This is a genomic window from Qipengyuania sp. SS22 (assembly GCF_025736935.1).
Lineage (GTDB): Bacteria > Pseudomonadota > Alphaproteobacteria > Sphingomonadales > Sphingomonadaceae > Qipengyuania.
Genome location: NZ_CP107048.1, coordinates 497,603 through 513,629, shown reverse-complemented (window position 1 = coordinate 513,629; position 16,027 = coordinate 497,603). Strand labels below are relative to the sequence as shown.

Annotated in this window: 18 protein-coding genes and 3 tRNA genes; 13 read left to right on the top strand and 8 right to left on the bottom strand. The window is 64.7% G+C overall.

Going from position 1 to position 16,027, the window contains the following annotated elements:
• Nucleotides 1-7 precede the first annotated feature (7 nt).
• A complete protein-coding gene (gene yajC, locus N6L26_RS02565) occupies nucleotides 8-334 on the bottom strand; it encodes a preprotein translocase subunit YajC (RefSeq protein WP_253517118.1) in 327 nt (108 codons plus the stop codon).
• Between the two features lie 202 nt (nucleotides 335-536).
• Between yajC and N6L26_RS02560 the strand changes: the two genes are divergently transcribed.
• Nucleotides 537-613: transfer RNA gene (locus N6L26_RS02560), tRNA-Pro, on the top strand.
• 161 nt (nucleotides 614-774) lie between these two features.
• Entirely contained in the window at nucleotides 775-1,119 is a 345-nt protein-coding gene (locus N6L26_RS02555) for a hypothetical protein (RefSeq protein WP_263606498.1), read from the top strand.
• A gap of 134 nt (nucleotides 1,120-1,253) precedes the next feature.
• Here the strand turns inward: N6L26_RS02555 and N6L26_RS02550 are convergent, their stop codons facing one another.
• A complete protein-coding gene (locus N6L26_RS02550; RefSeq protein ID WP_263606497.1) occupies nucleotides 1,254-1,946 on the bottom strand; it encodes an anti-sigma factor family protein in 693 nt (230 codons plus the stop codon).
• Nucleotides 1,943-2,437 (bottom strand): RNA polymerase sigma factor, encoded by a 495-nt coding sequence (locus tag N6L26_RS02545; RefSeq protein WP_263606496.1) that lies wholly within the window; start codon nucleotides 2,435-2,437, stop codon nucleotides 1,943-1,945. The genes N6L26_RS02550 and N6L26_RS02545 overlap by 4 nt, the downstream gene beginning before the upstream one ends.
• Before the next feature lie 78 nt (nucleotides 2,438-2,515).
• On the opposite strand from N6L26_RS02545, the gene N6L26_RS02540 reads away from it, so the two are divergent.
• The 6 genes from N6L26_RS02540 to accC all read left to right on the top strand — a co-directional run bounded on the left by N6L26_RS02540 (nucleotide 2,516) and on the right by accC (nucleotide 7,672).
• Nucleotides 2,516-3,736, top strand: coding sequence for a S8 family serine peptidase (locus N6L26_RS02540; RefSeq protein ID WP_263606495.1), 1,221 nt, complete (start codon nucleotides 2,516-2,518; stop codon nucleotides 3,734-3,736).
• A gap of 98 nt (nucleotides 3,737-3,834) precedes the next feature.
• Complete coding sequence (locus N6L26_RS02535; RefSeq protein WP_263606494.1) at nucleotides 3,835-4,722, top strand: hypothetical protein; 888 nt, start codon at nucleotides 3,835-3,837, stop codon at nucleotides 4,720-4,722.
• 138 nt (nucleotides 4,723-4,860) lie between these two features.
• Nucleotides 4,861-5,274: a holin family protein gene (locus N6L26_RS02530; RefSeq protein ID WP_263606493.1), complete on the top strand. Its 414-nt coding sequence runs from the start codon at nucleotides 4,861-4,863 to the stop codon at nucleotides 5,272-5,274.
• A gap of 31 nt (nucleotides 5,275-5,305) precedes the next feature.
• On the top strand, nucleotides 5,306-5,740 hold the full coding sequence (locus N6L26_RS02525) for a type II 3-dehydroquinate dehydratase (RefSeq protein ID WP_263606492.1): 435 nt from the start codon (nucleotides 5,306-5,308) through the stop codon (nucleotides 5,738-5,740).
• Between the two features lie 72 nt (nucleotides 5,741-5,812).
• Nucleotides 5,813-6,310 (top strand): acetyl-CoA carboxylase biotin carboxyl carrier protein, encoded by a 498-nt coding sequence (gene accB / locus N6L26_RS02520; protein WP_263606491.1) that lies wholly within the window; start codon nucleotides 5,813-5,815, stop codon nucleotides 6,308-6,310.
• A 3-nt stretch (nucleotides 6,311-6,313) separates the two neighbouring features.
• Nucleotides 6,314-7,672, top strand: a complete 1,359-nt coding sequence (gene accC / locus N6L26_RS02515) for an acetyl-CoA carboxylase biotin carboxylase subunit (protein ID WP_263606490.1) — start codon at nucleotides 6,314-6,316, stop codon at nucleotides 7,670-7,672.
• On the opposite strand, the gene N6L26_RS02510 is transcribed toward accC, so the two are convergent.
• Both N6L26_RS02510 and N6L26_RS02505 read right to left on the bottom strand, forming a co-directional pair.
• A complete protein-coding gene (locus N6L26_RS02510) occupies nucleotides 7,669-8,208 on the bottom strand; it encodes a GFA family protein (protein ID WP_263606489.1) in 540 nt (179 codons plus the stop codon). The genes accC and N6L26_RS02510 overlap by 4 nt on opposite strands.
• Nucleotides 8,205-8,666 carry an Lrp/AsnC family transcriptional regulator gene (locus N6L26_RS02505; RefSeq protein ID WP_263606488.1) on the bottom strand — a complete coding sequence of 154 codons (462 nt, stop codon included), beginning with the start codon at nucleotides 8,664-8,666 and terminating at the stop codon, nucleotides 8,205-8,207. The genes N6L26_RS02510 and N6L26_RS02505 overlap by 4 nt, the downstream gene beginning before the upstream one ends.
• A gap of 227 nt (nucleotides 8,667-8,893) precedes the next feature.
• Between N6L26_RS02505 and N6L26_RS02500 the strand changes: the two genes are divergently transcribed.
• Nucleotides 8,894-10,717, top strand: coding sequence for a sensor histidine kinase (locus N6L26_RS02500; protein WP_263606487.1), 1,824 nt, complete (start codon nucleotides 8,894-8,896; stop codon nucleotides 10,715-10,717).
• Here the strand turns inward: N6L26_RS02500 and N6L26_RS02495 are convergent.
• Nucleotides 10,714-10,881 carry a hypothetical protein gene (locus N6L26_RS02495; RefSeq protein WP_263606486.1) on the bottom strand — a complete coding sequence of 56 codons (168 nt, stop codon included), beginning with the start codon at nucleotides 10,879-10,881 and terminating at the stop codon, nucleotides 10,714-10,716. The two genes, N6L26_RS02500 and N6L26_RS02495, sit on opposite strands and share 4 nt — an antisense overlap.
• A 60-nt stretch (nucleotides 10,882-10,941) precedes the next feature.
• Between N6L26_RS02495 and N6L26_RS02490 the strand changes: the two genes are divergently transcribed.
• The 4 genes from N6L26_RS02490 to N6L26_RS02475 all read left to right on the top strand — a co-directional run bounded on the left by N6L26_RS02490 (nucleotide 10,942) and on the right by N6L26_RS02475 (nucleotide 13,370).
• Complete coding sequence (locus tag N6L26_RS02490; protein WP_318173613.1) at nucleotides 10,942-11,730, top strand: polysaccharide deacetylase family protein; 789 nt, start codon at nucleotides 10,942-10,944, stop codon at nucleotides 11,728-11,730.
• A gap of 56 nt (nucleotides 11,731-11,786) precedes the next feature.
• Nucleotides 11,787-11,863 (top strand) — tRNA-Ile (locus N6L26_RS02485).
• A 26-nt stretch (nucleotides 11,864-11,889) separates the two neighbouring features.
• Nucleotides 11,890-11,966 (top strand) — tRNA-Pro (locus tag N6L26_RS02480).
• 78 nt (nucleotides 11,967-12,044) lie between these two features.
• The gene (locus N6L26_RS02475; protein WP_263606485.1) at nucleotides 12,045-13,370 is read left to right on the top strand and encodes an MATE family efflux transporter; all 1,326 of its coding nucleotides are present in this window, start codon (nucleotides 12,045-12,047) and stop codon (nucleotides 13,368-13,370) included.
• On the opposite strand, the gene N6L26_RS02470 is transcribed toward N6L26_RS02475, so the two are convergent.
• Nucleotides 13,367-14,542 (bottom strand): GGDEF domain-containing protein, encoded by a 1,176-nt coding sequence (locus N6L26_RS02470; RefSeq protein WP_263606484.1) that lies wholly within the window; start codon nucleotides 14,540-14,542, stop codon nucleotides 13,367-13,369. The genes N6L26_RS02475 and N6L26_RS02470 overlap by 4 nt on opposite strands.
• 163 nt (nucleotides 14,543-14,705) lie before the next feature.
• Nucleotides 14,706-15,917, bottom strand: a complete 1,212-nt coding sequence (locus tag N6L26_RS02465) for a GGDEF domain-containing protein (protein ID WP_263606483.1) — start codon at nucleotides 15,915-15,917, stop codon at nucleotides 14,706-14,708.
• Between the last annotated feature and the right edge of the window lie 110 nt (nucleotides 15,918-16,027).

Here is a 16,027-nt window from a genome sequence, read left to right as displayed (position 1 = left end):
GCGCGTCCTAGTCGTTTGCGGCGGGGGTATTGCGCGACGACAGCACTTCGCCGATCGTATTGCGCACCGCCTTGACGGTCATGCCCTTGGCAAGTTCGACATGGACGAAGTGCTCGTCCACCTTGGTGATCTTGCCGACGAGGCCACCGGCCGTGACGACTTCGTCACCCTTGCCGAGCCCGGCGACGCGTTCGCGGTGCTGTTTCTGCTGGCGCATCTGCGGGCGCAGGATGAGGAACCACAGGATCAGCAGCATGCCCAGCGGCAGTACCCAGCCGGTCCATGCGGGCGGCCCAGCTGCGGCGCTTCCGGCGGCGGCGAGAAAATCGATCATCGGAGGAATACCTGTCGGAAATTTGCGTATCGGTCGGGTCCGCAATTGGGCGATACGCGCGGCCGGTTCAAGCGGTCTGCGCAATCCTTCTTGCGAAAGTGCGGCGCGGTTAGCAGCATTGCGATGCCGGGGCAACGAAATGCCTGCGAACTCCGCTTGCCATGCACAAACACCCGCCCTATAGGGCCGCCTCCACTGGTTTCGGGATGTAGCGCAGCCTGGTAGCGCACCATACTGGGGGTGTGGGGGTCGCTGGTTCGAATCCAGTCATCCCGACCAGTGGTTTCCCTTCATAATCCGTCTGACAGACCACCGCCCTGCGGGGCGTTTGGCATGCGCGGATGAAATTTTTGGCGCTGCGTGGATTAAGCGCATGCGCGGATCCGTTTCCCCTTCGACCAGCCGGCGCGTGCCGGCTCCGGCATGAAGGAGAAGACCCGATGAAGACCAACACCATCCTCCCGCTGCTCGCCCTCGGCCTCGCCGGTACCGCGCAGGCGGCGCTGCCCGCGCTGTACGAAGAACAGATCGCCCGCGCCGAGGAACGGCTGATTTTCACCACTCCCATTGCGGGGATCGAGAACAGCCTGTGGTTCGATTATCGCATCGACATCACCGAGGCGCAGAAGGAACTCACCAGCGATCTGCGCCGCGCCAGCGACGTCGAAGACCGCCGCGATGCATGGTCCGAATATGCCCATGAGATCGGGCACGAGCGCAAGGATTACATCCACGACATGGCAAAGCGGGGCTATCGCCAGGGCACCGTCTACCTGGTCGACTGACCAGCCGCAGCCAACGGCGACCGCACCCGTCCCAAGCCACCCGGACGGTCGCCCTCCTCGAAGGACCGGTGCTCAGAGCGCCGGTCCTTTTTTATCTCGAATCGAGTAGCGGCGAGGCAGCTCCGCGTCGGCGGCTACTGCCAGCCAGCAGCACGCGCGGCGGCCTCGGCCTCGGCGTCGAGTGCCGCGCCATCCGCCATCTGCTGCGCCTGCACGAGGATCTCTGTCGTACCGCCTCCGGCCGTGCGGTATTCGGTCTGCGCACCGGTAGCGCCCTCGCCCAGCGCCTCCAGCTTCCAGCCCCGCGCATCGCGGCACGCGATCCCGCTGCCCGCCTCCGCCGTGAAGGCGCGGCAAAATTCGCCATCGGCATCGCGGAAACTCAGCAATATGCGCGTGTCTTCATCGGCGCCCTGCTCGGCCACGAGCCGGGTATCGAGCACGCCCGCAAGCTGCGCGCCCGCATAGCCGTCGGGCGCTTCGCCGCGCGGCAGGAATACGGCCAGCGCCAGCGACGCGGCTAGCGCCGGACCGACCACCCAGCTCCACCGCGGAAGCGTGCGTCGAGCCTGGCGTCGTTCGCGCGCGGCGCCCATATCCGCCACCGGCGCGGTCTTTTGCGCCAGCATGTCCGAGAGGCGCTCGGGAACGGGCTCTTCGGCGAGCGGCGCGAAATGGCCTGCCAGCCGGCTCTTGAGCGCCTGGTGCGTGGCCAATTGGTGCGCCAGCTCGGGATCGCCCTCGACCGCAGCGGCGACTTCGGACGCGCGCTTGGGCGGCAGTTCGCCGTCGGCAAAGGCGGCAAGTTCCTCGCGCGTGATGGTCATGCGTTTTCTCCGAGTATCGTAAGCAGCGCGTCGCGCCCGCGCACCAGCCGCGAATTGAGCGTACCGACCGGGCAGCCGACGATCCCGGCGGCCTCGCGATAGCCATAGCCTTCGACCATCACCAACAGCACCGCCTCGCGCTGGTCCGCAGGCAATTGCTGCATCGCGCGATCGACCATCGACAGCTCCACCGCAGATTCCTGTGCTCCATCGCCGCCGACCGCGAAGCCCGCGTCTTCGGCGACGAATGTCTCGCGCCGGCGCGTCGTCGCGCGGCCCTCGTCGATCCACAGATTGCGCATGATCCGATACATCCAACTGTCGAGCCGCGTCCCTTCCCGCCACTTGTCGCGGTTGGCGAGCGCGCGCTCGAGACTCATCTGGCAGAGGTCGTCACCGTCGGCCGGATTGCCGCAGAGCCCGACTGCGAAACGGCGCAGCCGGGGCAACAAGGCCAGCAAGTCCTGCTCGAACGATGGATTCAGCGTCATCTGCCTTCCGTGGATTAAACGGACGGCATGGCCCGTTTCATCCATGCTTAATGCGATTTACGACACAGAAGGCAACCAATGGCCAGATTTTCCCTGATTTCCCTGCTCCTTGCCATCATTGCCGCGCCGCTTGCGGCGCAGGTCGCGGTGCCCGGCGTAGCAGTACCGCGCGTTGGCGAGGTGCTGGGGCAGGTAGGCGAGCTGGCTGGAAACACGCTCGATCGCACCGCGCAGGATGCGCGCGAACTGGCGCGCAACCGGGTGCAGCGGATCGACCGGCTGGTGCGCAGCAATCGCGCGACAATCGAACGCGATGCGCGCGGCGCGCCCGCACGGCGGGGCGAGTTACTGCTGGTCGATGCGCAGACGGACGCGTTGCTGGCCGCGTCACGTGCGGGGTTCGGCATCATCGAAACGATCGAATTGGAAGAACTGGGGATGCGCGTGACACGGCTGCGCATTCCGTCCGGTCGCGACCTCGACGAAGCCGAGAAAGACTTGGCCGATTTGGTGCCCGACGCGATCTTCGCGCCCGACAATCTGCATTTTCTCGCAGGCGATGCGGTTCCGCTTGGCCTGATGAGCGCTGCGTCGAGCGGCGCAGGCGCCAGCGTTGCGGTCGGCATGATCGACGGCGCCCCCGGGAAATCGGTCCGCGTCGCGGCGATCCGCGGTTTTGCCGAAGGCGCACCCTATCCGAGCAATCACGGAAGTGCGGTCGCCTCGCTTCTCGCCTCCGAACACGCCGGGCCGATCCGCGTTGCCGATGTCTATGGGACCGACAAGGCGGGCGGGAATGCGCTCGCCATTGCCCGCGGGCTCGGCTGGCTGGTCGGCGAAGGGAGCCGCGTGGTGACGATCAGTCTGGTCGGGCCGCGAAACCCGCTCCTCGAACGCGCGATTGCCTCGGCGCGCCGCCGCGGCGTGATCGTGGTTGCGGCGGTTGGCAATGACGGGCCCGCTGCGCCACCCGCCTACCCCGCCAGCTACGAAGGCGTAGTCGCGGTGACTGCAGTAGATGGCAAGCGCCGTGCGCTGATCGAGGCGGGCCGCGCGCTGCATCTCGATTATGCTGCACCGGGCGCGGATATTCGCGCGATCGATGCCAAGGGCAAACGCATCCGCGTGCGCGGCACCTCGTTCGCCGCTCCGCTGGTTGCCGCGCGGCTGGCGCGCGCGCTGCATAGCGGTGACAACTGGCGAAGCGCGCTCGACCGAGAGGCGGAGGACCTCGGGAGCAAGGGCGCCGATCCGGTGTTCGGACGCGGACTTCTCTGCGGGTCGTGCACGGGCCGCTGAAAAATTCTCCCTCGCATGGATTAAGCCACGCGGCCAATCCGTTCTCCTTTCGAAGCAGGCACCGATCCCCCTCCGCCTGCAGACGAAAGGACCATATGATGAAAAAGCATCTTCTTGCAGCAGCCGCACTCACTGCCCTGGCCGCAGCGCCGCAGGCGCAGGCACAGCTGCTTTCGGGCTCGGGTCTGGGCCAAGTCACCGGCACGACCGGTTCGATCACGCAAAGCGCGACCGGGTCACTCCGATCGACCACGCGCGGAACGCTGCGCGGTGAAACCCGCACACGCGGCAGCCAGAATGTCGACCGCCGCTCAGGCGAGGTGTCGCTTGACCGTTCGCTCGATACAAGCGTCACGACCACTGCCGACCAAGTCCTCTCCACGCCGCATGGCAATGCTGCCAGTTCGGCGACGGGCAGCGGACGCGCATCGGGCTCGGGTAACGCGCAGGCGCAACTTGTCGGCACCGATGCGGTTGGCGCGTTGGCCGGACAAGGCGTTGCTCAGACGCGGTCTGGCGTGACTCGGGTCCGCCAGTTGGCGACCCCCGCAGTGCACAAGGCGCAAACGGCTGCCAGCGGTGCCGCTTCGCAGACAAGTGACCTCACTGCCACCGGCAGCGGCAATGGAACGGCTGGGGGAGCTGGCGAGGCTTCATTCCCGCAGGGCATGTTGGCAGCAGCGGGTAGCGGAGCCGCAGCAGGCGAAGGCGCCATCGCCATTGCCCCGGGTATGCCGGTAACCAGCGCGCAGGGCATCCCGGTAGGCAAGGTTCGCCAGTTGGTGAGCGATTCGCGGGGCCGGGTGGAACAGGTCGTGGTCGAATCGAAGGGGCGCGCCTTTACGGTCCCGGCGAGCAATTTCGCAGCGAGCGGCAATGCCCTGGTAATGGGAGAAGCCGCGGTTTCGGGCGGCAAGGCGAAGCCCGCAGGCGCGGCACTCAAGGAAGCACCCGCCCAGCCGGCTGAAGGCCAAACGCACCGATAGGGGCCAATAACCCCCAAATGCACCGGGGGTGGCGGGCAAGATCCCGACCACCCCCGGATTTTGTCATGTCGTAGCGTCCATTTTCCTACATGTGCCAAATTGGTTAAACATCTCCATTTCTAGAACCGGAGATGTCCAATGCCGCTTATCGAATCGCTTATCGGCCCGATCGCCTCGATCATCGATAAGATGATCCCCGACAAGGAAGCGCGCGCAAAGGCCAAGCTCGAATTGCTCGCCCTCGAAGGCACGCAGGACCTGCAGCAGATCGAGGCGCGCCTGTCCGCCATCGTCGCCGAAGCACAGAGCGCGGACCCCTGGACCAGCCGCGCACGGCCGAGTTTTCTCTATGTCATGTATGCGCTGATCCTGTTCAGCGTCCCGATGGGCGTGATCGCCGCCTTCGACCCCACCGCCGCGCGCGCTATCGGCGAAGGCATGACGCGCTACCTCGCCGCCCTGCCCGAAGCGCTCTACGCGCTCTTCGGCACCGGCTACCTCGGCTACACCGCGGCGCGCCAATGGGGTAAGGTCAAGGGGGTCGATGCTTGAGGTCCTGCCGATTGGCGCTACAGCGTCGGCCATGACCGACACCGTCTTCGTCCTCAACGGCCCCAATCTCAACCTGCTCGGCACACGCGAGCCGGAGATCTACGGCACTGATACGCTTGCCGATATCGAGGCGATGCTCGGCGAGAAGGCGCGCGAGCTCGGGCTGGCGATCGACTTTCGACAGACCAATCACGAGGGTGTGCTGGTCGACTGGCTGCACGAGGCGCGCAGCGTGGGTGCCAAAGCGGTGCTGCTCAACGCGGCGGCCTATACGCATACCTCGATCGCGCTGCTCGATGCGATCAAGGCGGTCGAAGTGCCCGTGATCGAGGTCCATCTGTCCGACCCTGCGACGCGCGAAGCCTTCCGTCACATCTCCTATGTGGGCATGGGCGCGGTGGACGAGGTCAAGGGCCTGGGCGCGCGGGGCTATGCCGTAGCGTTGGAGAAAGCGGCCGTGCTCTAATTCGCCCGCACACCCCTTGCCCTATCGCCGCGCGGGTAGCATAGGCGGCGCAAACAACACACAAGGGGTTCCATGGCCGATCGTAAAGCCAGCGCCGGCAAATCCGGCATGAATGTCGACACCGCTCTCGTACGCGAGCTGGCCGAGATGCTGGACGACACCGGACTTACCGAAATCGAAGTCGAGGATGGCGACCGCAAGATCCGCGTTGCGCGCGGCGGCGGCGTAGCCATGGCAGCGGCTCCCGCTATGATGGCGCCAGCGACGGCGGCACCGGCAGCGCCTGCTGTTGCGGCTCCAACACCCGATAGCGCGGGCGCCGCACAAGCGGACACTGCCGGGGCAACCAAATCGCCGATGGTCGGCACGGTCTATCTGGCCCCCGAACCGGGTGCGGCGGATTTCATCAAGGTCGGCGACAGCGTCAAGGAAGGCCAGACGCTGGTGATCGTCGAAGCAATGAAGGTGATGAACCCGATCACGGCCGAGAAGGCGGGGACGGTAAAGGCGATCCTCGTCGAAAACGCCCAGCCGGTCGAATTCGACCAGCCGCTCGTCGTCGTCGCGTAAGCCATGGGTATCTCGCGCATATTGATCGCCAATCGCGGCGAAATCGCGCTGCGCATCCACCGCGCGGCGCATGAAATGGGGATCGAGACGGTCGCAGTGCATTCCACTGCCGATGCCGATGCCATGCATGTCCGGCTGGCCGATCACGCGGTGTGCATCGGTCCGCCGCCCGCGACCGACAGCTATCTCAACGTTGCCAACATCATTTCCGCGGCCGAGGTCAGCCAGGCCGACGCGATCCACCCTGGCTATGGCTTTCTGTCGGAAAACGCCAAGTTCGCCGAGATCGTCGAGGCGCATGACATCGCCTGGATCGGCCCCAAGCCTGAGCATATCCGCACCATGGGCGACAAGGTCGCGGCGAAGAAGACTGCCGGAGCGCTTGGCCTGCCGCTGGTTCCGGGTTCGGACGGCGCGGTCGAAACCGTCGAGCAAGGCCGCGCGGTCGCTGCCGAAATCGGCTATCCGGTGATCATCAAGGCCGCCAGCGGCGGCGGCGGGCGCGGCATGAAGGTCTGCGAAAGCGAGGACCAGCTCGAAACGCTGATGAAGCAGGCGGGCAGCGAGGCCAAGGCGGCCTTCGGCGACGCCACTGTCTATATCGAGAAATATCTCGGCGACCCGCGCCATATCGAATTCCAGGTCTTCGGCGACGGCAATGGCCAGGCGATCCACCTGGGCGAGCGCGACTGTTCGCTCCAGCGCCGCCACCAGAAGGTGTTCGAGGAAGCCCCCTCCCCCGTGCTGGGCGAGGACGACCGCATGCGGATGGGCGAAATCTGCGCCCAGGCGATGCGCGACATGGCCTACCGCGGCGCAGGGACGATCGAATTCCTGTGGGAAAACGGCGAGTTCTATTTCATCGAAATGAACACCCGCCTGCAGGTCGAACACCCGGTTACCGAAGCGATCACCGGCGTCGATCTGGTGCGCGAACAGATCCGTATCGCGGAAGGCAAGCCGCTGTCGGTCACGCAAGACGAAATCGAGTTCAAGGGTCATGCGATCGAGTGCCGCATCAATGCCGAAGATCCCTGGACCTTTGCCCCTTCGCCCGGCGAAGTGACGCATTATCACGCGGCCGGCGGCATGCATGTGCGTGTCGATAGCGGGCTGTATGCCGGTTACCGGATTCCGCCCTATTACGACAGCATGATCGCCAAGCTGATCGTCTATGGCCGCACGCGCGAAGGTTGCATGATGCGCCTGAAGCGCGCGCTGGAAGAGATGGTGGTCGAAGGCGTCAAGACCAGCATCCCGCTGCACCAGGAATTGCTGCAGCAGGACGATGTGAAGAGCGGGAACTACTCGATCAAATGGCTCGAGGAATGGCTAAAGACGCGTGAGGCTAGCGGCGGCTAAGGACCACAATCGGCTGCTGGCGATATACCAAGCGACGGTGGCTGTTTGATCATGCGAGACCTAAGCCGCCAATCGACCAGCCGCCCCACCTCGGCCCCCGACTGATCGAAGCTGAAACCCGCCGCCTTTGCCTCCGCGATCACCTCTTCGCCGGTCTGGCGCGGATGGTCGCCTTCGATGCGGCACCAGTCGGCGCGTTCGTCGACGAAGATCTCTTTTTCGATCGCGTGATGTGCCGCCGCGTCGAACAGGCCCGCGGAAAAGCTGCGATTGCCCGTCGGGAGGAAGCGGAACCACAGATTGCTGCCGCATTGCGAGCAGAAGGCGCGTTCGGCCCATTCGCTCGAGCGGTATACGGTGGCCTTGCCCTCGCCCGTGATTTCAACGCTTTTGCCGGTCTGCGCGGAATAGAACGAGCCGCCCCAGCGCCGACACATGTCGCACTGGCAAATCTCGATCTCATGCGCGGGATCGTCGAGCGCGATAGAGACCGCGCCGCACAGGCAATGGCCTTCAATCCGCTCGACCGCGCTCATAGCGGCACGCCGGGCTCGTGCTTGCTGGTGCGGATGGTGAGCGAGGTTTTCACGCTCTCCACATTGGGAGCGGGCGTAAGCTTGCTGGTCAGGAATTCCTGGAAACTCTGCAGATCCTTGCTCACGATCTTGATGATGAAATCGATCTCGCCATTGAGCATGTGTACTTCGCGCACCTCGGGCAGGTCGCGCATCGCGACCTCGAATTCGCGCAGGGCATCTTCCGCCTGGCTCTTCAGGCTGACCATCGCAAAAACGGTAATCGAGAAGCCCAGCTTCGAGGGATCGAGTTCGGCATGATAGCCGCGGATGACGCCTTCTTCTTCGAGCGCGCGCACGCGGCGCAGGCACGGCGGCGCAGTCAATCCGACCCGATGGGCCAGTTCGACATTGGTGATTCGTCCTTCGGACTGGAGTTCCGCCAGCAAACGACGGTCGATATCATCAAGATTGGCCATATACGCTGCCTCTGCTAACCCTGCGCCACAGGCGAGTCATCGCGAAACTTCCACGAAATGTTGGAAACGCAATGCAGCCCTCTTGGCTAACATTATTAGCCCTGCCAGCAATTGTCCCGCTTTGCAACGCGAAGGCAACTTTCCGTTCAGCCTAAGTTTTACACCTGTAGAAACGTTGTGCTGCGATGGGTTACGTGTCGCGGACCCCCACGCTACCCGGAGTATCAATGCATTTCGACGATCGCCTTGCCACTGTGCTGCGCCACCGCGCTGCGGGCGAGCGCGCGGCGAAGACGCAGTTCCGGCAATTGCTCGACCTTCTTGGCGAGCGGCCGCAGGGGGGCGATCCCGCGCTCAAGGCGGCGGCGTATCTGCGGCTGATTGCGCTGGCCAAAGTGATCCCGACCGACGAACGCGCGGGCATCGTGGGCGAGAACGGCTGGCGCTTCCGCAACCCCGAACTCGTGCGCTGGTTCGGCGAGGCGCATCCCGCCATCGCCGGGGCCGCACTGTATCGCGCGCAACTGACCGACGAGGAATGGGCCGCGCTCATCCCGCGCCTGCCGATCCGCGCGCGCGGCTTCCTGCGTCATCGCCGCGACCTGCCCATTGGCGCGGTGCGAGTGCTCGACCGGCTCGGCGTGTCGGATCGCGCACTGCCGCTGCCAAGGCCCGCGTCCCAGCCCAATCCGGCTGCGCAGGAAACACGCGACCCGATCGATCTGGACGAACTCGAGCCGCTGGTCCTGCGTCCCGCGAACGAAAATGCTGCTACAGCCGATGAGCCCGACGACTTGGTTGAAGCGGAGCCGCAGCCCGCCCCGGTACCGGTAGCCGAAGACACCGCGCCCGCCCCCGCGCCCGCGCCCGCGCCTGAGGCAGAAACGCCTCCCAAGTCCGATGGCATCCGCGCGCTGGTCGAGCGGATCGAAACTTTCCGCAAGGCCCGCGCGCCCGGTGAGCAAGGCGTCAATGCGCCGACCCTGCCGATGGCGGGACTTGAAGAAACGGCGCCGCGCAAACCGCTCGACGGGTTCAGCTTCGGCACCGGGTCCGAAGGCCGGATCGACTGGGCCGAACCCGAAATCGCCCCGCTGGTGTTTGGTATCGACCTGTCGCAACGACGCGCAGGCGGTCAGGTGGGCGAGGATTTCGCCACCGCTTTCGTCAACCGCCAGCCGGTCCGCGATGTGCCGATCAGCCTGCGCGGGGCCGACGCGATCGAGGGCGATTGGATCGTCGATGCCGCCCCGCGCTTCACCCGCGGCGATGGTCGCTTCTATGGCTATGTCGGGCGGTTCCGCCGTGCGCTCGCGCCGGTCGACAACCGCGCCCAGCGCAGCGCGGACCGTCTGCGCCAGTTGCTCCATGAACTGCGCACGCCGGTCAATGCGATGCAGGGCTATGCCGAGGTCATCCAGCAGCAGGTCTTCGGGCCGACCCCGCATGAATACCGCGCGCTGGCCGCAACGATCGCGGGCGATTCCGCGCGCATCCTTGCCGGGTTCGACGAGCTCGACCGGCTGGCGCGGCTCGAGACTGGGGAACTGGATCTGGAAGCGGGCGAGAGCGATTTTGCCGCCATCGTCCGCGCGCAAGTCCGGCAACTGCAGACCGTGCTTGGCCCCCGGGTTGCGCGATTTGATGCAGAGATCACCGAAGCGCCTGCCCCAATGGCGCTGGCCCAGAACGAAGCCGAAATGCTTGGCTGGCGTATCCTGGCTACGCTGGCGGGAGCGACCGGAGCGGGCGAGAACGTTGCGCTGGCGCTCGCGCTGGACGGCGACCAGGTCGCACTGCGTGCGCAATTGCCAACCAAACTGGCTGAAACCGAAGACGTCTTCGCCTCCGATGTCCGCTCGGGTGGCAGCACGCTGAGCTCGGGCATTTTCGGTGCCGGCTTCTCGCTCCGCCTTGCGCGCGCGGAAGCCCGCGCGGCGGGCGGCGAACTGGTGCGCGAAGACGGCGTCCTCATCCTCGCGCTCCCGCTCTTGACCGGTGTGGACGCGCTGCCTAGCCCTGCCGATGCACCTGATCGCGCAGCCGGCTAGGACAACCTACTATCGCCCATGCCAATCTCCTCGACCCGCCCCACCCATCGCAGGTCGCGCGTTATGCGGACGGGTTCGGGCAGCGCTCGCTGCTGACGGTCGATACCGAGGAAGAGTTCGACTGGAACGCCCCATTTCGCGCCGATGGCTATGGGCTCGACCATGTCCGCGCGATTACCGGTTTCCAGGAGTTCTGCGAAGGGCTCGGCGTCTCGCCGGTCTATATGGTCGACTGGCCGATCGCAGCCGATCCGCTGGCGCGCGAGATCATCGGCGATGCGGTGCGCGCGAAAAAGGCCGAAATCGGCGTGCAATTGCACCCCTGGGTCAATCCGCCGCACAGGGAAGAAGTCACCACGCGCAACAGCTTTGCCGGCAATCTCCCGCACGAATTGGAGCGGGACAAGTTTCGCCGCCTGCGCGATGCGATCGAAGAAGGCTTCGGCACCGTTCCGCGGATCTATCGCGCGGGCCGTTATGGCCTTGGCCCGCAAACCGCCAAAGTGTTGAGCGAGACCGGCGTTGCGATCGATAGTTCGGTACGCGCGCGTTACGATTATTCCGACGCGCATGGGCCCGACTACAGCCGCCATCCGGTCGTTCCCTATTGGACCGACGCGGAGCGCACCTTGCTCGAGCTACCGCTTACCAGCGTGTTCTGGGGCATGCTGCGCAAGCAGGGCCAGCAGCTCTTCCCGCTCGCCCGCAAACTTCCGCTGCTTGGCGGCGCGCTGGCGAAGCTCGGGCTGCTCGAACGCATCGGTCTCACCCCCGAGGGCGTCACGAAGGAAGAGGCACTGCGCGCGGTCGATATCGCGATTGATGACGGTCTGCCGATCCTGGTGCTGAGCTTCCACAGCCCCTCGCTCGCGCCCGGTCACACACCCTATGTCCGCACCGAAGAAGACCTCGACACGCTGTATGACTGGCTGCGCGGGGTCTACGGTTATCTCGACATGCGCGGGGTCCGTCCGACCACGGTCGCGGAAATCATGAGCGCAGTGGACGCCTAGCGCTTGCATGCCTCTCGCCCCGGGGCTAGGCGCGCTGTTCCGCAGGGCGTGCCTTGGGGCCTGTAGCTCAGTTGGTTAGAGCTGGCCGCTCATAACGGCTAGGTCGCGGGTTCGAGTCCTGCCGGGCCCACCAAGCTCGGCGTCTTGCGGGAAATCGGTCGGGGAGTGGCGCAGCCTGGTAGCGCACTTGTTTTGGGTACAAGGGGTCGCTGGTTCGAATCCAGTCTCCCCGACCAGTATTTCGTAATGCGAAGCCGCCGCATGGGCGGCTTCGTCCGGCTGGCTTCCAGACGCCGTTGCGGAGGTTCCACCGTTTGAACACCACCGCATCTCCCGCCATCGATACCCGCCTGATCTGGGCGATCGCGCTGCCCGCCATGGTGACCAATGTGGCCACCGCGCTGATCGGCGTGGGCGATATGTGGATCGTCGGCCAACTGGGCGATGCCTCGACGCAGGGCGCGGTCGATGTCGGCGCCAAGCTGTTCGCCGCGCTGTTCACCGTGATGAATTTCCTCAAGACCGGCACCACCGGCCTGGTCGCGCAGGCGGGCACGCGGTCGGGCGCGCAGGCGCAGGCCGAAGTACTGATCAAGGGGCTGGTAGTCGGCCTGGCGATCGCCGCGCTGCTATTGCTCGCCAAGCCGGTGCTGCTGCCGCTGTTTCTCGATGCGCTGGGGGCCGAAGCGCAGGTGCGCAGCGCGGCGCTGGTCTATGCCGATATCCGGTACTGGAGCGCCCCCGCCGTAATGGCGAATTTCGCGCTGGTCGGCTTTCTCGTCGGGCGTCGCCGCATGCGCGAGGTGCTGGCGATCGAAGTGTTCTACAATCTGCTCAACGTCGCGCTGGGCCTGTGGCTGACGCTCGCACTCGACTGGGGCATTGCGGGGATCGGCTGGTCGAGCTTTATCGCCGAATTTGCCAAACTCGCCGCCGCGGGCGTAGTGATCTGGCGGATTGCGGGCAGCGATATCCGCGCGGCGCTGCGTACCGGGACGAGCATGTCGCTGGCCGCGCTCAGGCCCTTTCTCTCGGTCAATCGCGACCTGTTCCTGCGCACTGTGGTGCTGATCATCGCCATTGCCGCCCTGACCCGGTTGGGGGCCGAGCGCGGACCGGTGGCGCTCGCGGCTAACGGGATCGTCTACCAGATGTTCATCCTGTCCGCGCTGCTGCTCGACGGATTCGAGAATGCCGCGCAAGTGCTCAATGGCGAACGTGCGGGCGATAAAGACCGCGGCGGCTTCACGCTCTATATCCGCGCGATCCTGTGGCGCTGCTTCGGCGTGGCGGCCGGGCTGGCGCTGGTGTTTGCCTTTCTTGGCGGGACGATCACCGACAGCTTCGCCGCCACCCCCGCAGTCGCCGCCGAGGCGCGGACACTATGGCCGTGGCTCGTGGCGATTCCGCTGGCGGGCTTTGCCGGCTTCGTGCTCGATGGCGTGTTCGTGGGCGCCAGCTGGACCCGCGCACTACTGCTCGCCATGGCGGGCGCGGCGGCGGGCTATGGTCTGTTGCTGTGGCTAACCTGGCCGCTCGGCAATCACGGTCTGTGGGCCAGCTTCGTCGGGTTCCTGTTGCTGCGTGCGGCGATGCAAGCGGCACTTATGCCCCGTCTGCTTCGGCGGAAGCTGGGCTAGGCGCGTACTTCGCGCGGATCGGCACCTTGTTTGAAGGGAGAGACCACAGCGCGTGGCCTGTCGTCGGCATCGGCAGACGTGCGATTGCGGCCGCCTTCCTTAGCGCGATAGAGCGCCGCGTCGGCACGCGCGAAGAGCCTGCCATAGCCTTCGTCGGTCACCCATTGGGCAACCCCGAAGCTGGCAGTCAGCCGGACATCATCCGAAATGCCGTCGATCGGAAGCTGCTCGAACCGCGCGCGGATGCGCTCGGCTAGTTTGAGCGTGGGGTCCTCCGGGCAATTCCATACCAAGATGCAGAACTCCTCTCCTCCGACGCGTCCGGCAATGTCGGTGTCCCGGATCGTCGAGCGCAGCAGGTCCCCGAAGCTGGCGATCGCACTGTCGCCGACCTGATGCCCCCAGATATCGTTGATCCGCTTGAAGTGATCGATATCGGCCACGATCACGCTTACCGGGACGTCCTTGTCGCGGGCGCGGTTCAGCATGGCGATTGCCTGGGCCTCGAAGGGCCCACGCATCTTCAGACCGGTCAGCGCATCGCGCTCCGCATCTTCACGCACCGCCTTGGTCTGGTCGGTTAGAGCCGCTCCGAGCAAGATCAGGGCCAGCGATACCGCCGCGAGCGCCAGCGACACAACCATAAGGGCGTAGAACGGCGTTTCACGATATTCGGTAGCGGTCATCGCCCCTTCGACCATGATCGCAACCAGCGGGCGGACGAAGAACTGGAACGATCCTATCGCGAGAAGTAAAATGATCGTCTTGTCGAGCAACTCCGTACCTGCCTTGCGCGCGGCGGTCTGCGTGCCGAGCGCGAAGATCAGTCCGTAACAGGCGTTGGCAGTATAGAGACGCGCATTATAATTCACCCCGAAACTCGCGCCGATCATCAGGATCATGCCGAGAGCGGCAATCCCGATATAGAGCCTGTGGTCGATCGCCTGCCCGTACCGCGCGCAAATCCCCCACACCAGGCTGATCGTCCCGAGCGAATAGCATAGGTGCATCAACACGGTTGCCGTGATCCCCTTGGGATCATCGGTGAAATGGAAAATGAAAAACCCGAGCGCGCTGGAGAAATACCCGACGGATATGATCGCGATCCAAGTGGCGCTGGGGTCGCGTCGCCACAAGATGAAGAACGCAAGGGCGAATACCGTGCTAAGCATCGGGTTCGCCAAAGCTAGAATATTCTCTGACATGCGCTACCCCGACCCTCTCACCCGATCCCTAGGCGATAACAGTTAAGGCCCGATTGAAAACATTGGTTTTGTTTTCGCAGGACAAGTAGCGCCGCGCAGGGAAAGAGCGCATCTTGACGCAGGGTCTTGGCTAGACGCTCGCTTCGCGCCGTTCGTCGACGCTCTGCGTGATTGAGGTGACCACGTTGCGTTTCTTGCCCGCAGCGTCGCGCACTGTGCGATTGCGCCCATTTTCCTTGGCCCGGTAGAGCGCCGCATCGGTCCGCGCGAAAAGCCGCCCGTAGCCCTCGCCCTCAATCCGCCCGGCAGCGCCGAAGCTGGCGGTAAGCCGGTGATCGTCGGGCATGCCCTCGACCTGTGCCTGCGCAAACGTGCAGCGGATACGCTCCGCCATAGTAGCGGCTGCGGTTTCGTCGCAATTCCAAGCGAGAATGCAGAATTCTTCGCCGCCGATGCGCCCGGCGAGGTCGGTATCGCGGATCGTCCCCGTGATGATCTCGCCGAATTGCGCGATCGCATGGTCGCCGACCTGGTGCCCCCACACGTCATTGACCGCCTTGAAGTGGTCGATATCGGCCACCACCAGCGACACCGGCAGGCATTCCTGCTTCGCTCGTTCGAGCAATTCGACGACATCCTGTTCGAAGGCGCGCCGCGTGCGCAGCCCGGTCAACCCGTCGAGCTCGGCCTGTTCGCGCACCGCCTTGATCTGGTCGTAGACGCAGGCGCCGACCAGGACCATCGCAGTCATCAGCGAAATAAGCGCCAGCGACAGGTTGAGAACCGAGTAATAGACCGACTCGCGGTAACCATCCGCTGCGATCCCCTGCTCGACAAGCAAGGTCAGAACCGGTCGGATCATGAATTGTGCAGCCAGGATCGAATGCGCGACGATGATCAGCTTGTCGATCGCCTCGCGCCGCTGCCCGCCGAGCAGCGACATCAGACAGACGAGATACATCGCGCCATAACCGACGTTGACGATGATCAGGCGTGAGGAAATTTCGGGTGTGGTCACCACGGCCACCGCCAGCGTAACCGCCGACAGCGCATAGATCACGAGCAGGACACCAAGATAAGGCGGCTGCCCGGCGCGCCTGGTCAAGGCCCAGATCGCCGTCGCAGTGCTCATCGAATAGAAGAACTGGGTGATGTGGAAGACGTAAGGCGAACCGGTGTCGAACAGATGCGTCGTCCCGAAGCCGATCGCAAAAAACACATAGGCCACGGCGAAGCCGAGCACATAACTGCCCATCTTCCCACGCCACCACATCACGAGGAAGACCGCGAAAAACACGATCGCCATCGTCGGCGTGATCAAGCCCATAATCTGTTCGCGCATGGACTGCCCTTGCCCTTCCTGCCATTTGGATAAGCAGTTTCGGTTAAAAGTTGGTGTAGGTAAAACCCCCAATTGCCGGCCCAATTCGGTTTTCTGGCCGGATTTGTCCA